Here is an 18,089-nt window from a genome sequence, read left to right as displayed (position 1 = left end):
CCTCGTTCATTTTTATTTTTAATATAAGGAGGAATTCCACATGGGTTACGGATATAGTTGCGGCGGTTACGGTTACGGCGGTAGCTGTGGTGGTTGTGGTTACGGAGGTTTCGCTTTATTAATCGTTTTATTCATCCTTCTAATCATCATCGGAGCTAGCTGTTGGGGCGGATTTGTAGGCTGCTAGTAAACTTAAAAACCATTGTAAAAAAGCACGTACAATACGTGCTTTTTTGCCATTTCCAAATCTTTCATTTGAAAGGAAGTATGTTTAATGAAGATCGATGGTGTTTTTGAAGGAGGCGGTGTGCGCGGTATTGCGCATGTTGGGGCAATTTGCGCGTTAGCCGAAAAAGGTTATGAATGGGAACGTGTAGCTGGAACATCAGCCGGTGCAATTATCGCGGCACTTTTAGCTGCAGGATATTCTTGTTCAGAGCTAAAAACCATTATAACTGATATCGATTATAACAAATTTACGAAGAAAACCTTTATTGACAAAATCCCCTTTATCGGAAAAGGACTAAGTGCATGGACTACTCTAGGTATATACTCTAATGTATTTATAGAAGAATGGATTGAAGAATTACTTCGAAAAAAAGGTGTTCATTTATTTACTGATTTACCGGATCTAAACAAACTCAAAATCATCGCTTCTGATATTAGTAATGGTAAAATGGTTGTCTTTCCTGACGACTTACCAAACTACGGATTTTTAAATTATCGCTTCTCTATTGCTAAGGCGGTAAGAATGAGTAGTACAATCCCCTTCTTCTTTGAACCTGTAAAATGGAGAACTCCAAAATGGAAGCAGCCTTGTTATATGGTTGATGGAGGAATTCTAAGTAATTATCCAATTTGGATCTTCGATTCACCTACCGCTCCTCGCTGGCCGACTTTCGGATTTCATTTTGTAAAGGATGAAATTCAAGCTGACCCTGCTCACTATAACGAGCCTATTTCTATGTTCAAAGGACTATTTAAAACAATGATGCAAGCTCATGATTTACGTCATTTAGATAAGGAATCAAAAGCAAGAACGATTACAATTCCAACAGGAACGATTACAAGTACTAATTTTGAACTGACGAAGGAAGAAAAAGACTGGCTTTACAATTCTGGTTATAACTCTGCTAATAAATTTTTACAAGCTTGGAACTTTAGGCAATATATTGATGAATATAGAAAAGGTAATCAAGACCGAAAGACAAATCGATTTTTTCGTCAACTTGACTCATAATATTATTACTTTGCGTATAAATACAAGAACGTTTAACAACTTAATAGTAAATAAGCCTAGTAATTTCTTATATTACTAGACTTATTTACTTCCTATATAATCTCATACATTGTTTAAGGATACGTTAAGCCTTCGGCTTCTTCTGCAGTTATAACTATGTAACGATTTCCCGTTCTTAATCCTAACAGTTCTGCTTTTTCAATTGCCTCTTGCTTCGTCTCCGCATAAGCAGCTAAATATTTTTCTCCATTGATCATTTGGCAAATTACATATTGTTTCATTACTTTCTCCTCTTACTTTTTCATTAGTTGTGCAAGTTTTTTTATACCTATTTCAATTTCTTCTAACGTTGCGTATGAATACGATAGGCGCAAAAATTGATTTGCACTTCTATCATATAAAGTACCTGGGTTTAATAAAACCTTTTCTTGCAGAGCTTTATCAAATAAACTGCGATATGAAATGGGTACTTTTATATGTACCCATATATAAAATCCGCCTGTTGGTTCATGCCAAGTTGCTATTTCACGAAGATATTTATCTAACATTAGTAACATAAAATCTCTTCGTTTTTTCAATTCACTTCTTACAAAGTGCAAATGCTCATCATATAGACCATTTGTAAACCACTCTGCTGCAATTTGCTGGGATATAGTGCTTGAACCATAATCTGTTTGCATTTTTATGTCTGACAATCTTTGAATTACTGGCTCGGGTCCAACAATCCATCCAATTCTTAAACCTGGACTAATTACTTTGGACATGCTTCCAATATGTAGTACAATTCCATTTTTATCATAGGCTTTTAAAGGTTTCGAACTAGGTGCATCAAACCATAAGTCTTGATACACTGCGTCCTCTATAATAGGTAATCCAATTTCATTACATACTTCCATTATTTCTTTTCGCTTCTTAGTATTCATACTAAAATTCGTCGGATTATGAAAAGACGGGATCGTATATAAAATAGAGGCATTGAACTGCTTCTTATATTTCTTAATATATGATGTATGTAACCCGCTCTCATCCATTGGGATTCCAATTAAACGTACTCCTGCTGATTGAAAAACATTAAGCGAATATAAATAGGATGGTTTCTCTAATAAGATGGATGCCCCTTTCGAAAGAAGCCCCATAGAAATAAGTTGCAGCGCTTGAATTGCTCCTGAAACAATTAATATAGAGGCAGGAGATACATATACGCCATGCTCCTTTAAGTATTCGGAAATCTTTTCCCTTAAATACAGATTTCCTTTCGGCTCTTCATACCCAAGCGTCACATTTGACTTTAAAAGCTTATTCATAATTTCTTTCATCTTTTTCTCAGGTAAGAGACTCGGCGCGAGCTCACCTGTTCCTAACCGAATTACATGTGGATAAAATTCAGCTTGATTAATCTCTTGAATAGCTGGGAGATTCGGATAATGAACTCCTGTTTCTACATAAGACTGCCAATTAGGCGGGGGTGCGTAAGTTGAAGCATTCTCATTATTATTTACAACAATTGTTCCTTTCCTGCCATTCCCTTCAATATATCCCTTCGCAACTAGTTCATCGAAAGCCATTACAATTGTGCTTCGATTCACACCAAATGTATGGGCCAAATCTCTTTGTGAAGGTAATTTTGTTCCAACGGTCCATTCTCCATTAACAATCCTTTCTTTTATATACGTTTCTATTTGTTTATACAGCGGCGTCGCTAGAGACATATTCGGTTTCCAAACGAATCTTTCCATCATATCACCTTATATTCTTTTTGGTTGGTAACCTCCCCAACCATATGGATGGATACAAATTTTCATTTCTTCTATACAATATACACTATCATAATGAATTAAAATAGGAGGTAATATGATGAGTGAAGCAATTATTCATGGTATCATTCTTGCATTTGGACTTATCATTCCATTAGGTGTACAAAATGTTTTTGTCTTTAACCAAGGCGCTAGCCAACCAAACATTTGGAGGGCAGCCCCTGTAGTATTAACTGCCTCTATATGTGATACGTTACTCATATTGATTGCGGTGCAAGGTGTCTCCCTTGTACTCCTTACTTTTTCTTGGCTAACTAACTCGTTATATATAATTGGATTTTTCTTTCTCCTATATATGGGCTTTGTTATTTGGAGAAGTAACCCTTCCAACGATGTAAAACAAGAAAAAAGTATGCCCTTAAAAAAGCAAATCCTTTTCGCAGCATCAGTTTCGTTATTAAATCCACATGCAATTTTAGACACAATCGGTGTAATTGGAACAAATTCTATTCAATACATAGGAAGTGAAAAATGGGCTTTTACACTTGCAACTATTATCGTTTCTTGGATTTGGTTTATAAGCTTAGCTTTAGCGGGGAAATTTCTAAAAAGACTAGACTCAACCGGAAAGACAATCTTATTATTAAATAAATTTTCTGGTCTCATCATATGGGGTGTCGCGCTTTATATGTTAAAACAAGTTATTTATTCTTAATGAACGAAAGAGAATTGCATGTTACTGAAAACATCATGCAATTCTCTTTCAAATTATGAAGTAGGTTCCGGTTTCTGTTTTACCGTCTTTGCATCTTTTGCTGGTTTAATCCAAATGATTGCTATAACAGCACCAATGGCAGCGAAAATACTTGTCAAATAAAACACTTCATGGTCCGCCCCTTTCAAAAAAAAAGAATATAAAGGTGGTCCAGCTGCTACACCGATAAATCGCATTGAACTATAAAAGGACGTAACCGTTCCCCTTTGCTCCTTTTCAATCCCTTGTGTAATGAGAGCATCTAAACATGGGAGTGCCATACCAATTCCTATCCCCATAATAACGAGACAAAGAAGTAGTAAGTAAATCCCTTTTATAAATAAAGGAATGATGACTGATGCAGCTGCCATTAAAAAACCAATATAAATACACTTCTTCATAACATTTTGATTATCTCCAATTTTTTTACCGGCCATATAGGAACTAAGTGACAGTACAAGTAACGGGATAGCAAGCACACACCCTTTCCATATACCATGAATGTCATACTTTGATTCCAGTATAGTCGACAAATAAAAGAGAATTCCGAATAAAATAAGCATAATAATTGCACCTAATGCAAAAATGGCAATTAACCATCTTCCCTTTTCTCGAAACGTAGAGATAATAGATCGAATAAACTCTTTTAGTGGCGGTACTTCCCCTTCTTGTTTTTTTGCCTTTACTAATACCAGCAATAAAACAATTGCTACGACACATAAAACTGGAATCGCCCAAAATGGTAAGAACCATACAATGGCAGCAAGAGCAGATCCTAAAATAGGGCTCAGCACTTTTCCAAATGTATTGGATGTCTCAATGATTCCCAAACCTGTACTAACTTGTTTTTCATCTTTGTATAAATCACCAACACACGGTATAACAACCGGCATTGCACCAGCAGCACCAATACCTTGAATCGCTCTACCGATTAGTATCCAAATGTAGGGATTATCAACTTTCCATGATACCCAACCAGTTATCGCTCCTCCTATAGCCGCAATCAGCAAACTCGGAACCATTACCATCTTTCGTCCCCATCTATCTGATAAATAACCAGCAATCGGTATAAGTAAAATGGCTACGATAGAGTAAATTGTAATAATCATGGATACTTGAAACGATGAAATATGTAATTTCTTTTCAATTGTCGGCAAGATTGGAATGAGCATTGAATTCCCTAATGTCATGACAAGTGGAACTGATGCAAGCGCAATTAAACAACAGTTTTCTTTTTTTAACATGTTGATTTCGGAACCTTTCATCATATATTTCTTACCATATAATAGCCCTGCTGGAACATAATTTTCATTCCACCAGGGCTATTACATCTTTAATACTTCCCATTCACAACAAAAGAAATTGGGTAAAATATAGTATTACTTCTATTCTTTGAATTCTGTTCACTATATATCCATACCAATTAATTGAAAAAAAAAGAAAGGAAGAATCCTTCCTTTCTCCTATAACCTTCTACATTTAGCGAGTATATCCGCCACCAAGCTGTTGTTCTGCCATCGCTACTAGGCGTTTTGTGATTTCACCGCCTACAGAACCGTTTGCACGTGAAGAAGTATCAGCTCCAAGTTGTACACCGAACTCTTGTGCAATTTCATACTTCATTTGATCTAAAGCTGCTTGTGCTCCATGTGATGCTAATTGATTAGAATTACGATTTCTAGCCATTACCAATCACCTCCTTATTTATATATAAATTGTGTTAAATTCAAATTAAAATACATGGAAATTTTTGGTTATTTTTTACCATAAAAAAAGAGCCTCTAAACGAGACTCTCACATCATTTCACATTACGAAGTTACTACTTCTAATTTTCTATTTATTAATACTTTCATTTCTTCTTTTAATATCTCTTTTGAATTATGTCCAAACCATTCTAAGGAAGCAAAAAGATCCGTATTTCTCACTTCCTGAATAATCTCATCATAATTTACAATACCTTCAAATAACGGAACCATACCTATACGACTTCCTGCTGCAGCATATACATTATTAGGTTCAAACACATGCAAATAATCCGCTGAAGATATATTCTTAAAATGGTAATGTAGTGTCCACGGCTTTAATCGATGGAAACTGTCTATTGGATCTGCGCCAGACTCCCATATATGAAGAAAATCAAGATTTATTTTTAAATTCGGATGGTTTACTTCTTCTAATAACTCTATAGTAGAAGGCAATGTGTCCGTTAGTGTATTGGGATGTGTTTCTAACAGCACATACATATTGTTCTGAGCAAACACATCACAAATCTTACGTATTCGCTTCACATACTCTTTTCTCTCTTGTTCCGAGAAGTCCTTGCTCCCTTTTTGCCCAGCAAACGTGCGAATTTTATTCGTATTAAACCAATTAGCTAGTACTACAAGTTGTTCACTTTTCTCTATCGTTTTTTCAAAATCTGCTGATAATGATATATCTAAGTAATCACTTATCATCGTAATTTCTAAGTTTTTATCCTTTAGAAAATTCAATTCTCGTTCTGTCGTTTCACGTTCTTGCATGTACAAATTTTGTGCATGCGTCCCCCATAATTCAATTCCTTCAAAACCGTTTTCATATGCAAATTGAACAATATCAGTAAATGAAATTAATTGATGACGAAATGAAATGGTACATAGCGAATATTTCATAGTATTAAACTCTCCTATCTTAAATTCAGTTAGCTTATTAAAGAGTTGCGACAGATTGATTTGTTTTCATACCTTTCCATGATAGAAACTGTCTCTCTAATTCCTTCTTAATTTGCAGTTCAATTGCATTCATTTCATCCAGTTTTTCAATAATCGATACTAGCATACCTTTATTATTCGTCATTGCCATTTTAATTGCACGATACTGTACATTTGTAAATCCTTGTACAATATCCTCTACTCGATCACACCAATAATCAAATTCTTGCTCCGAATATTGCAACGTTTCACGGAAGTATGCAAAGGCATGCTCATAACTATATTTACGAATTGCAAGTACTGGTATTTGTTTTACTGCTGCTACAAGTCCAGAAAGCGCATATCCTTCTTCCTCATTTGCCATTTTTACAATTAAATTTTTCAGTTCCATAGTCAGTTCATTGTCGTTCTTTTTGAATGTTTCTGTGAAATAACTAGCTACTGTTTCTTGCGTTGGCTCTCCAATTCCTTCTATATCAATGAAATAACCTCCACCAAATGGGTTATCTTGAATAGAGTGAAGTACTTTTTCTCTTTCCATATTTCCTTCCCAACGAAAATCAGGATCTAGCATGAACCATTCTTCTTCTTTCTCTGTTTTTGATATCATTAAATAATGTGGAAACGGTTTTTGATGAAATTTATTTTCCCTCTCTGGTAATAGAGACATATCAACCATTACAATGACATAACGATTTTCCGGCTTGTTTTCTACTAATTCTAAAAACGTTTCTACATTGCTATCTTTATCTTTTGCATGATCATACCATTCGTTTACTTTAATACCGTACAATTTTTCAAACCAAATTAAATAATGATCATGGTTAATGTTTTCAGAGTGATATGAAATAATTCCGCCTTGTGTTATATCAAAATCTCCATCCCATAGTCCAAAATAAAATGGACGAAAATCAATGTCGCTACGCCTTTTTATAATTTCACAAAAACAACTCACTAAACAGTGCACTTTAATTGAAGTCATACTCTCATCCACTTTCCTAAAGGTTAGTTATTCACATTTACTTCCTGTAACGGCTCTAACTCTTCCATAAAATCAAGCAAAGATCCTACAGTAAGAAATGCCTTTGGGTCTACCTCATCCTCTGGAACGCATAGCTTTACATCCATTTCTATGTATACAATAAGCTGTAACATCATTACCGAATCTATATATAAATCTTGATTTAAGCGCATCGTTTCTTCTAAATGCGTTACATTTTTCAGTTCCATTTTTTCTATCATAATTTTTAACACGGCATTCTTTAACGCTTCCCGTCTCATGTTGTAACCTCTCCCATCTCTAGTAACTTTCTACTTACTTTTCCAGTTTTATTTTTAGGAATTTCATTTACACTTTCAATTTCATGCGGAACTTTATAAGAAGGTAAGTGCTGAATACACCATTCTCTTATTTTCACTGGATCAACATGAGAGATCACTTTCGCTTTAACTATTTCGCCCATCACAGGATGTTTCCCCCGATATACAATTGCCTCTTGCACACCTTCCAATCGAAGCATCGTTTCTTCTACCTCTATAGGAAAGACTTTTAATCCTGAGACATTAATTACATCGTCCATACGCCCCATAAAATGAATGCCACGCTCAGATTTATACCCTAAATCCTTCGTGAAAATTTCCTTATCATTCATTTTCACGACGATTTCTTCCGGTGCATTTTCATCTGAACCTATGCTTATACTTGCATGAGGTAGAGGGTTTCCTAAATCTAAATGGCTTTTCATATCATGACATATACTAATACAACCTGCTTCAGAACAACCGTATTGCTGCATCATATATGTTGTCATTTTTTTTAGTTTATAAAATAGTGCTTCTGGCAAAGGCGATCCTGATGTCATAATTTTATGAAACTGGAACGTTCCTAATGGAAAACTCCCCATAATGTGTAACATAAGTGGTACTGCATATATAATATGTTTTTCTGTATTGCGAACTATATTTAATGCGAATTTAGGATTTTTGTTCGTAATGATTACAGGCTTGCTCCCCCTCGTAATTGCTGATAACGTACCACATATTAGTCCGTATGAATGTGAAACAGGAGCCATAACGATTGGCACTTCATCTACTTCACAGTTTAAAGCTTCATTATAGGCAGTAATTTCTGTATCAACTTCCGTCCATGCTCTACGAATCAGTTTCGGTTCTCCCGTAGTTCCCGAACTATATTGCAATAAAGAAGGCTCTTCTAGTAAAAAGTTCCCTACTTCTAATTTTGTAAAATCGCCATATTCTCCATATAAAATCCCTACACAATTTGCACGCTTTGCCATTTCAATAGCCGTTTCTTTTGGCGTATCTTCATGTATAAGTAATACTGATGATTTCTTTTCTTTTAAGAAAAACACAAGCGTAATAATATCGAATGGATCTTTCAGACAAAGTGCAAATCTATTTCCTTCTGCTTTTTGAAATTGTTCCATTTCCTCATAAACTTGTAATCTCAATTCAAAATCACTTTTGCTATACTCTTGTTTATTAACGATTAGCATAATTTCCCCCTGTAACAGCTGATTTTTGTTTCATAAGTTGTCTTACTCTATACAATGGATTTGGAACTTCATGAACAAGCGATTCCACATCCATATATAATCGACGTTTCGTTAATTGTTCAGCATAGAATGTAGGTGCATATAATTGAATATTTTCAAATCTACCTTTCAAATGTGGATATATTCTTAAATGATTTTCAATTTCTTCAACAACCATCATCCAAAAATGTTCTTCTTTCAATCCATACTCATCCGCAAGTACGAATGCTAATTCTCCTAAATTAAACAGAAATAGTGCATCTAACACCATCTCTTGCAAACATTCAATGCGATCCATTTCAAAGAAATCATTCATTTTTCCATTCGCATATGTTTTATGCATTTTAGTAAAGTCGGGACATTTGTCAACTTCTTTCAAATATGGACGATAAAACTCAAGCCCTTCATGAAAATCCTTTAACGCAATACGAACAGGCACCCCTTCTTTATGGACTAGAATCATATTTTGTCCATGTGATTCCAGTGCGATGCCATGCTCTACAACAAGATGTATAACTGGTATTATCGCTTTTTGAATAAGTAATTGTAGCCAATCCTTCATTCCATATTTATTCAACCACGCATCAATAATTGGTGTACCATCTTTCTCTTTAGCGTATAAACCATTAAAAGGAATTGCATCCTCTTGTGCATCTAAATACTTGTGAACGCTTTCGCGCCAAATACATCCTAATGAACCATATATAGCTTTCTTATTCGTGTCATACGTTACACTTGAAAACTCACTTAACAAGATTAAACGTGCTTCATCCATTAAATAGGCGTCATTACTTACAACATCATTTAACCAATTTGATATTACTGGTGCACTTACAACAGAGTATGGTTTCAGTGTACGGAGTGTTGAAGTGTTGAGTAAATTCATCGATAATTTAACGTACGGTTTCTTTTGACTCGTAATATTTCTTAACGTTCTCATTGACTGTTGCGCGCAATAATCGTCCTCTGATGTTCCTAAATAAATAATAAAATTACCCTGTATATGATCCCCATAATTTGAAATGATGAAATTCTCCCACTGCCATGGGTGAACAGGTATAAACACGTACTGTTTTGGATAACATCCCCTATTACGAATTCGTTCCATAAACTCTTCTAATTTACGATCGCCAATCTCCTCTTTTAAAAGGTCGTTATACATCACTTCATTCTCATAACCTACAGTCGCATAATTCTTATGCGCTGCAATCCATATGAGTTTTATTGGCTGCATAAATTCATATCCATATTGAAAATTGTCACGATATTGAAATCCAACACGTGCTTTATAACTAGGGTGATATGGATGGCCGTCTATTAAATGGCTTTCAAACTCATCGTAAGATTTTTGAGTATATTCTTTCTTATTATTTCTTTCATATTGTGCAATCGTGTCTTTAAATATTGTTTGTTCTAATTCGTGCATAAAAGAATCTAATTTAGCTTGTTCTACACTAGCAACCCGAAAAACTTCTTCTAGAAATTGCGAGACAGATTGTATTTCTTGCTGTTCATCTTGGACTCTTACTATTAATGAGTCTAAAGAAATACGTCCAAATGTCATCCGTTCCCTGCCATAGCATTTGTACGTGACACTTTTGTCTTCTTCATCAAGTCCTTGTATTATAAAAAGAATTTGTTCTTCTTTTTCTATGCGAACCGGTGTAATAATCCCCTCATAAATTAACGATTCTACTAATTGACGTAGCACTCTTCTTCGTACTGAAATGTAATCTTCTGATTCGAGCGCCTTCAATACTTTCGTATGATACATGTCCACTCTCATAAAACCCTCCACCTTATGACAAAATACCATTATTTGTATTACGTGAAATTTTAACGCTATTTATGAACGAACAGCCACTTCTCTAACGAGCGGATTATGTACTTGCACATAAATTGCTTGCTCTAATGGATTACTTAACTCATCGACATCGAAAAATCTCGTTAGTAAATTTGCTTTACACGCTAACTTATCTTCGTCCAATAATTCTCTTAAAAATGTTGAAGGTTCCCGGTTATACGGAAGGAATGATTCAAGTACAGACCTTAATTCCGAGAGAAGAATTTCCTCCTTAATTAATCCTGCTGTGCCAAAACCATTAATGAGACCAAACATATGATTGAAAATTAAGTAGTAACGAAATCTCTCATCCACAATATAGTCGTCATATAAATTTCCAGTACGTTCTCCAATACCAACTAATTCATTATTAAGCATCTCTTTCATTGAATTACAGAAATAAAATCCTTGATTATCACGGAAATAATATTTGACCGGATAACCATCTTTTAGCTGAACAACGCTATTTTGCTGATGAGCTTCTAATGCAACACCATACTGTAAATACATCCATACCATTGGCTTTAAAGAAATATTCATATATCGTCTAAACCACTCTAAGCTTACTTCTTCACAGCTTTTACTTTCTAAATCTGCTAGGCGATGAATAATATTCGATAACCGCGTACGCTCTCCAGGTATAGCGTCTTGAACTAGCCCAGCAATTAATGTTGCGTCGTTTGCATGTTCACTATAAAAAGGGTTCTCGCGAATAATCACTTCAAATCCAGATTCTTGTGTTCCATAATTTAATGTAATATAGGCTGGATCACAAATAAAATCAAAGCCTGGAAACCTTTCTCGTACTTCACCAATAGCCGTCTTTAACATTTCCTTCCCTTCAAGACCACTCTCAAGTTCCTTCAGTTTATTAATACGCATTGAATTCGTTACTTTCACCGGAAATGAAAACTTAAGCATATACTTCGAATCGGGATGATATAGCGTCCTTAGTGATGATGTTGCCATATAATACTTACCTACAGGTCCAATATACTCAAGCAATTCTTGAACTATCCAATCTTGTACGTAAGCTTGATGCAAGAGCCATTCTGCCTGAAGCGGATGAATTGGAATTAATGCATATTGATCTTCCTTACAGTACTTCTCTATAAATTCCTTACTAACCATCTCATCATTACTTAATTCTTCTTTTATAATCGTTGTTGTAGAATCTGATAATAATGATTTTTCATTTACTATACTTTTATGGGCCAGAAAATAATGAAGCTGACATTCTCCTTTTAATTCTGGAGAATACATTGCATTTTTCCAATCCAATATCCCCTGTCTACTCTTTGGTGTAGGATGAGTTAAATGCCCAAATAATAAAGACTGCTCCGCTTCTATAAAAGTTGTATGGAAACCGTATAATGCGGACGTATCTTCTATTCTCTCTTTTGTAAATTCCTCAATATTTTGACAACTACGGATAACTCGAAGCATAAGTTCCGCAGGATTCGTCCCTTCTCCGTAGTTGATAGACATCTCTTTTATTAAAAATGTAATAACTGTAACGTAATCTGCTTTAATAACAGAATTACTATCTCCAATTTGATAATAAAATTGTTCTCCAAACAAATGACGATCTGTTGATGATTTATATATAACTTCTCCATACAAAGTAACGTTCTGTGCCGATAGCCGACAACATAAATATGTGGGGACTGTATCTCTATTCAACGTATTACTGAAGATAATCTTCATTCTTTCATCCTCTGTAATCCATTCTCCACTCCCTGTTTCTCTTAAATAACAGTTTAAAAAGCTTTGTAATGTTGCATGTTCTGCGATTTGTTTCGCATGCTGCATGTTGGTCCTCCTCTTTATATTAAAGCTATCGAAATTTTATATAATAAACGATAATTGAATGTCGTTATCAATTATGATTCTAATTGATAATGATATTCAATTCAAGAGTATATTTCAGAATTTTTTTATCTGATTTAATTTTTCTTGTTTTCTCTCTTTTCTTTAATCTAGTTAAAAATACAAGAAAAAAATACTCAGTTTCAAACTACATACTTACTATTTTTCATTAGTAATCTATCCAAAATGGTTAAACAAAAGAGGTATACCTTAATTGGTATACCTCTTTCAAACATAAAGTTTACATAATAATATTATTTAAGCAAATCTATATAACTTTTTGTATAACAAATTCAAATCTCTCCAACAATACGCTGTTTCTTCTACCCTTACTCTCTCTAAAAATTTCGTATCAATTTTTTCAGGGTTAAATTTTTCATAAAACTTTTTAGAAGGATTATTCGTAACAACCCAAACTAAAAGTGATTGCATATCATTGTTTATACAATCCGATAATAAAGCTTGAAATAACTTTTGTCCTATTTTCATTCCTTGATACTCTTGTAAAAGGTAGATTGCATATAATTCTCCATCACAATTATATGTACCAGTTCTTTCTACTCCCCCATCGACGAATCCAACTATGTCTCCATTTAAATTCTCTGCTACAAATCTAAATTGATGATTACCTTCTTTTTGAAAAATATCTTCCCATTGTTTTTCTCGTTTCTCATATGCTACATTATCTAGAATTTCGTCAGCAAATATCCCTTTATACGTTGTTTTCCAACTATCAACATGCACCTTTGCTATACCTGGTATATCATCCTTTATTGCTCTTCTAATATGTATTCCCATCATTTCTCCCCCTTGTTACTCATCATTATATCAATTTCATTCCTTAAAAATCCAAATAAAAAAGAGTGAATTCACTTCACTCTTTTTTATCACAATTATCTACTTTCCACTTCAACTGAAACTACTCGATCAATCTCTTTCAGGGAACTATATAACTCTGTTGTATATAAATCTTCTGGAGCTAAAATAACCATCTCCAGTTGCTGAAATGCTCCACTATCTATATCTTTAATTTTCACGCGTTTCACATGCATGCCTAAATTTTTAATTTGCTTAAATATACCATCTAACTCATGATGCTCTTTAACAGTAATTTTTATAGATAAATCCTTTTGTCTTAATGAATACGGTCCTGCAATTTTCACAAGTTGCGGAAGTACATTAATCGCTAAAATAATTAAAACCATAGCAACTGTCGCTTGTAAATAGAATCCCGCACCAATTGCAATCCCTAAAGCTGAAGCAGCCCACACCATAGAAGCTGTTGTTAATCCAGAAATAACATCATTACTTCTTCGTAAAATGACACCTGCGCCAAGAAAACCAATTCCACTAACAATTTGAGCGGCCAGTCGCATCGGATCCATATTTGTATGTCCTGGAACAGAATATACATGCACAGATTCAATTGAAACCATCGTAATTAAACAACTTGCTACAGAAATAACCATACTTGTTTTCACACCAAGTGGTTTATTCTTTAGCTGCCTATCTATCCCGATGAATAATCCTAAAAAGAGTGCTAAACCTAATTTGAGTAAAAATTCATATGACATATTTCCATTCTCCTTACTTTACAATGTTTCCCTTAGAATAACTCACTATAACTCTTTTATGATATCAATTCCAGTCTTTTCTATTCATTTAACGTAAAAAACCGAAAAAACATTTATAACGATGTTTCTCCGGCTTTTTATTACACTTTAGATTCTTCTTTATTTCTGATCTTTAATCTTAATTTCTGCATCTTTGTAGAATGCTAATTTACTGTCATTATACTCTTTTGTAAATTTGTTAAACTGCTCTTTCGACTTTTGTGCTTCCACATTTAATTCATTAACAGTTTTAACTTTTTCACCGATTTCTTTTAATTTCGTTTCTTTTACTTTTAATTTTTCATACAGTTCTTTTTCAGTCGCTAACACTTTCGTGTAATTTTCATTCATCTTTTTGAATGCATCATAACGGTTTTTATACGACTCTTCTACTGCTTTTGCTTGTTTTTGTAACTTCTTATCTTCAATCTTCTCTATATTACTTTGAACAGATTTTGTTTCCTTCTGTGCTTTTTCTAACATTTCTTTTTCACTTTTCAATACTTTTTCACGATCATCTACATTTGCAGTAGCTTGCTCTATTTTCTTCACAACTGCTTCATTATGATCTTTACCTTCTTGCAAAATTTGAGCATATAATTCTTGCCCTTGTTTCTCTAACTGCTCTAATTTTTTTGCTTCATCCACTAAAGATTTTTCTTGTGTTGCTGCTGTTTCAAAAGCTGTATATAGATTTTCTTCTGGCTTTTCACCGAAACAACCTGTTAAAAGTCCTACTGATAATGCTCCTACTACTGCTACTTTTCCATACTTCAACGTTCATTCCTCCATTACATACGGTTATCATGCCAGAGGTTCACTGGGAAGTGATTCTCTTCATGATAAGCTTCAAACTCATAACCCTTTTCTTTTAGCCCCTTTAAAATTGCTGGCACAGCAGCAACTGATTGCGGGTGAATATCATGCATTAAAATTACTTCTTGTGGTTTTGTTGCGTTTGTTAATACATTTTGAGCAATTTGTGCTGCAGCTGCATCAACTGGCATTTTATTGTATTTCCAATCTGATGAATCAATTGTCCAATCCCATACTTTAAATCCGCTTTCTACCACTTTATTTCGAAGACCTTCATTCAATCCAGGCATCGAACCATATGGAGGACGTGTTAATTTAGGTGATTTCCCAATAATATTAGCGATTAAACCTTGATCTTCTTTCATCTCATTTACATACTCGCCATTTTTATATAACTTTGCGAAATTATGTGTCATACTATGCATGCCTACATAATGACCCTCAGCATTTTCACGTTTCACTAAATCAGGAAATTCTTTGACATTCGCTCCAATTAAAAAGAACGTCGCCTTCGCATCATGTTGTTTTAGCGTATTTAATAATTCAGCCGTATATTTCCCTGGCCCATCGTCAAATGTAAGATAAGCAACTTTTCTTTCTTTTCCATTAAAACGACTTGGTGCCGTTTTATTCATTTCAACTTTCGGCTGTTCACTTGCAAGCTGCACTACATTTTCTTGTTTCGCAACAGCTTTTGCTGGTGAAGTAATTGATTGAAACATGTAATACCCAATAGCTACTGCGGCAATCGCTATTAAAACGACTACTATTTGTTTAATTTTTAAAGCTTTTTCCATTCTATCGAATTCCTCTCCCTATTAATCTTATATATAAATCGCCCAATATAATTATACATCTATTTATTTTTATTTCACCATATAAATAGATTTTATTTGTATTATAATGGGAGTTTTATCAAAATTGTTGTTCCTATTCCTTCTTTACTTGTAACACTAAGCGCACCGCCATGAAGCTCCACCATTTTTTTAACGATAGCTAAACCAATACCTGCACCTGCAGCATGATTATTAATTTGGTAAAATGATTGCTCAATATATGGTAAATGTTCTTTAGCAATTCCAATTCCTTCGTCTCTTACCTTAATCACTGCTTGTCCTTCTATTTTAGTCGCTTCAATGTGTATTGTGCTTTTTTTATGTGAATACTTAATTGCATTTTGAACAATATTCAAGAAAACTTGCTTTAGCCTATTTCGATCTCCCATCAATTCAATTCGGTCTATAGTAGTAATAAATTGAATTTCCTTCTCTTCCGATTTAGGAGTTAATTGCCAAATCGTCTCCTCTAGTATATCGTACAATTGCACCTTTTGTTTATATAAATTAAAATGATTTGATTGTAATCTTGAAAAATCTAACAATTCTTCTACTAAATGAATCAACCTATCTGTCTCACCTGAAATAATGCCCATACCTTGCTTTATTTCTTCTTCTGTTAAATGATCTACTGTTTTTAACGTCTCACTCCAACCTTTAATTCCTGTTAAAGGCGTTCGTATTTCGTGCGAAATAGAAGCAATGAATTCATTTTTCATCTGCTCAGCCTTATCTATTTTATAGGCCATATAATTTAAACTATGTGCCAAGTCACCTAATTCTCCAGGATAATCTTCTTTAATTTTTTGCTTTAATGTGCCTTCTGCAATTTGTGAAGAGGCTTGAATAATGGATTCAATTGGCTCAACAAATGAATTTGCCAAACGTCTACTAATTAAGAAGACGACTCCCGAAATAACAATACCTACAGAAATAGTAAACGTAATAATTTCAATAATCTTTTTATTTACATTTGTTAAAACAGTCGTATATTTTAAAACACCAATAGTTTGTCCTTGATGTATAAGTGGGCTTAGCACCTCTAGTTGTTTTTTATTACCTTTCTTAGTAACTTGATTATACATTTCACCTTCTAATAATGATTGTGGAATATTGACTTTACCTTCTATCTTTTCACCACTTGAAGATTGTATAACCGAGCCGTGACGATCAATTAACTGTAATTCTGTTCCTTCTAATTGAAAGCTACTAATTATGTCACCACTATATTCTTGTAACCGAATAAAGTATAGTGAATTGTATTCTGAAAAAAAACGTGTACTCGTTTTCGCATGAGACTCTATATATTGCACAATACCATTATAATAGTATCGATAAATTGAGACTGAAAATACAACTTCAAATAATACAAGCATAAGTGTAATGACCGTCATAAAATATAAAGTCACTTTCCGTTTCATCTTATACTTTCCTTCCACACATATCCTTTTCCCCACACCGTAAGAATAAATTCAGGTTCTGATGGATTACATTCTATCTTTTGACGTAACCGTCTCATATTTACATCTACCACTTTCGTCTCACCTACGTAATTGGTTCCCCAAATCATATTTAAAATTTCATCACGCGAAACTGGCTTTGAAGCCTGATTCATTAAATACTGTAATATCATATACTCTGTAGGTGTTAAATCAACTAATTGTCCATCTTTATACAATCTTTCTTCTATAATATTTAACGAAAATGGACCTGACGTAACAATATTCGTTTTTTCTTCATGTACTTCTATTCTTCTTAATAAAGACTGTATACGTGCAGTTAATACTACTGGACTAAACGGTTTTGCAATATAATCATCTGCACCTATTCCTAGTCCTTGCACCTTATCTTCATCTTGTACACGTGCGGTTAACATAATAATACCCATTTTTTTATTTTCTTTCCTGATAGCCTTACAAACTTCTAAACCATTAATCCCCGGTAACATTACATCCAGCAGTGCTATATCAACAGTTTGTTCACTCAAAATTTGTAACGCTTCTTCTCCAGTAGTAGCTTCTATTACATAAAATCCAGCACGTTTTAAATTTAAAACAATAAAGCTACGGATTGTTAATTCATCTTCTAAAACTAAAATTTTTGACATAATTCTCACCT

Annotated in this window: 19 protein-coding genes; 3 read left to right on the top strand and 16 right to left on the bottom strand. The window is 34.0% G+C overall.

Translation table 11 applies throughout. From position 1 onward, the window contains the following. Positions 1-40 precede the first annotated feature (40 nt). Both MHH27_RS10140 and MHH27_RS10135 read left to right on the top strand, forming a co-directional pair. Complete coding sequence (locus tag MHH27_RS10140) at positions 41-187, top strand: YjcZ family sporulation protein (RefSeq protein WP_000540425.1); 147 nt, start codon at positions 41-43, stop codon at positions 185-187. An 87-nt stretch (positions 188-274) separates the two neighbouring features. Continuing rightward, positions 275-1,240: a patatin-like phospholipase family protein gene (locus tag MHH27_RS10135; RefSeq protein WP_000686789.1), complete on the top strand. Its 966-nt coding sequence runs from the start codon at positions 275-277 to the stop codon at positions 1,238-1,240. A gap of 113 nt (positions 1,241-1,353) precedes the next feature. Here MHH27_RS10135 and MHH27_RS10130 read toward each other — a convergent pair whose 3' ends face one another. Both MHH27_RS10130 and MHH27_RS10125 read right to left on the bottom strand, forming a co-directional pair. Next, positions 1,354-1,521 (bottom strand): DUF3933 family protein, encoded by a 168-nt coding sequence (locus MHH27_RS10130; protein ID WP_000816389.1) that lies wholly within the window; start codon positions 1,519-1,521, stop codon positions 1,354-1,356. 12 nt (positions 1,522-1,533) lie between these two features. Continuing rightward, complete coding sequence (locus tag MHH27_RS10125; RefSeq protein WP_097821620.1) at positions 1,534-2,976, bottom strand: aminotransferase-like domain-containing protein; 1,443 nt, start codon at positions 2,974-2,976, stop codon at positions 1,534-1,536. A 118-nt stretch (positions 2,977-3,094) separates the two neighbouring features. On the opposite strand from MHH27_RS10125, the gene MHH27_RS10120 reads away from it, so the two are divergent. Continuing rightward, positions 3,095-3,709, top strand: a complete 615-nt coding sequence (locus tag MHH27_RS10120) for a LysE/ArgO family amino acid transporter (RefSeq protein ID WP_001287303.1) — start codon at positions 3,095-3,097, stop codon at positions 3,707-3,709. A 53-nt stretch (positions 3,710-3,762) separates the two neighbouring features. On the opposite strand, the gene MHH27_RS10115 is transcribed toward MHH27_RS10120, so the two are convergent. The 14 genes from MHH27_RS10115 to MHH27_RS10050 all read right to left on the bottom strand — a co-directional run bounded on the left by MHH27_RS10115 (position 3,763) and on the right by MHH27_RS10050 (position 18,078). After that, on the bottom strand, positions 3,763-4,992 hold the full coding sequence (locus MHH27_RS10115; RefSeq protein WP_340942406.1) for an MFS transporter: 1,230 nt from the start codon (positions 4,990-4,992) through the stop codon (positions 3,763-3,765). 235 nt (positions 4,993-5,227) lie between these two features. Then, positions 5,228-5,434: an alpha/beta-type small acid-soluble spore protein gene (locus MHH27_RS10110; RefSeq protein WP_000113545.1), complete on the bottom strand. Its 207-nt coding sequence runs from the start codon at positions 5,432-5,434 to the stop codon at positions 5,228-5,230. Between the two features lie 123 nt (positions 5,435-5,557). Next, complete coding sequence (locus MHH27_RS10105; RefSeq protein WP_000877687.1) at positions 5,558-6,400, bottom strand: sugar phosphate isomerase/epimerase family protein; 843 nt, start codon at positions 6,398-6,400, stop codon at positions 5,558-5,560. 37 nt (positions 6,401-6,437) lie between these two features. Further along, positions 6,438-7,421, bottom strand: a complete 984-nt coding sequence (locus MHH27_RS10100) for a DUF6005 family protein (protein ID WP_139213213.1) — start codon at positions 7,419-7,421, stop codon at positions 6,438-6,440. A 23-nt stretch (positions 7,422-7,444) separates the two neighbouring features. Further along, positions 7,445-7,720 carry a petrobactin biosynthesis protein AsbD gene (asbD, locus tag MHH27_RS10095; protein ID WP_001250560.1) on the bottom strand — a complete coding sequence of 92 codons (276 nt, stop codon included), beginning with the start codon at positions 7,718-7,720 and terminating at the stop codon, positions 7,445-7,447. Further along, complete coding sequence (locus MHH27_RS10090; protein WP_000909573.1) at positions 7,717-8,955, bottom strand: AMP-binding protein; 1,239 nt, start codon at positions 8,953-8,955, stop codon at positions 7,717-7,719. Before MHH27_RS10090 ends, asbD begins: the two co-directional genes overlap by 4 nt. After that, the gene (locus MHH27_RS10085) at positions 8,942-10,780 is read right to left on the bottom strand and encodes an IucA/IucC family protein (protein WP_053564713.1); all 1,839 of its coding nucleotides are present in this window, start codon (positions 10,778-10,780) and stop codon (positions 8,942-8,944) included. The genes MHH27_RS10090 and MHH27_RS10085 overlap by 14 nt, the downstream gene beginning before the upstream one ends. Positions 10,781-10,840: 60 nt before the next feature. Then, positions 10,841-12,649 (bottom strand): IucA/IucC family protein, encoded by a 1,809-nt coding sequence (locus MHH27_RS10080; RefSeq protein WP_340942400.1) that lies wholly within the window; start codon positions 12,647-12,649, stop codon positions 10,841-10,843. A 315-nt stretch (positions 12,650-12,964) separates the two neighbouring features. Then, a complete protein-coding gene (locus tag MHH27_RS10075) occupies positions 12,965-13,507 on the bottom strand; it encodes a GNAT family N-acetyltransferase (RefSeq protein ID WP_061661211.1) in 543 nt (180 codons plus the stop codon). A 92-nt stretch (positions 13,508-13,599) separates the two neighbouring features. Then, complete coding sequence (locus tag MHH27_RS10070) at positions 13,600-14,280, bottom strand: MgtC/SapB family protein (RefSeq protein ID WP_000119510.1); 681 nt, start codon at positions 14,278-14,280, stop codon at positions 13,600-13,602. 159 nt (positions 14,281-14,439) lie between these two features. Further along, complete coding sequence (locus MHH27_RS10065; RefSeq protein ID WP_000873563.1) at positions 14,440-15,096, bottom strand: YkyA family protein; 657 nt, start codon at positions 15,094-15,096, stop codon at positions 14,440-14,442. Positions 15,097-15,110: 14 nt separating this feature from the next. Next, positions 15,111-15,932: a peptidoglycan-N-acetylglucosamine deacetylase gene (locus tag MHH27_RS10060; protein WP_061661212.1), complete on the bottom strand. Its 822-nt coding sequence runs from the start codon at positions 15,930-15,932 to the stop codon at positions 15,111-15,113. A gap of 101 nt (positions 15,933-16,033) precedes the next feature. Then, positions 16,034-17,392: a sensor histidine kinase gene (locus tag MHH27_RS10055; protein ID WP_000824526.1), complete on the bottom strand. Its 1,359-nt coding sequence runs from the start codon at positions 17,390-17,392 to the stop codon at positions 16,034-16,036. Continuing rightward, the gene (locus MHH27_RS10050) at positions 17,389-18,078 is read right to left on the bottom strand and encodes a response regulator transcription factor (RefSeq protein ID WP_000036074.1); all 690 of its coding nucleotides are present in this window, start codon (positions 18,076-18,078) and stop codon (positions 17,389-17,391) included. The genes MHH27_RS10055 and MHH27_RS10050 overlap by 4 nt, the downstream gene beginning before the upstream one ends. Positions 18,079-18,089: the final 11 nt, after the last annotated feature.

It is taken from the genome of Bacillus sp. FSL L8-0152 (assembly GCF_038006365.1).
GTDB classification, from domain to species: domain Bacteria; phylum Bacillota; class Bacilli; order Bacillales; family Bacillaceae_G; genus Bacillus_A; species Bacillus_A cereus.
The sequence above is the reverse complement of the archived record's forward strand: the minus strand, read 5'-3'. Positions and strand labels throughout refer to the sequence as shown.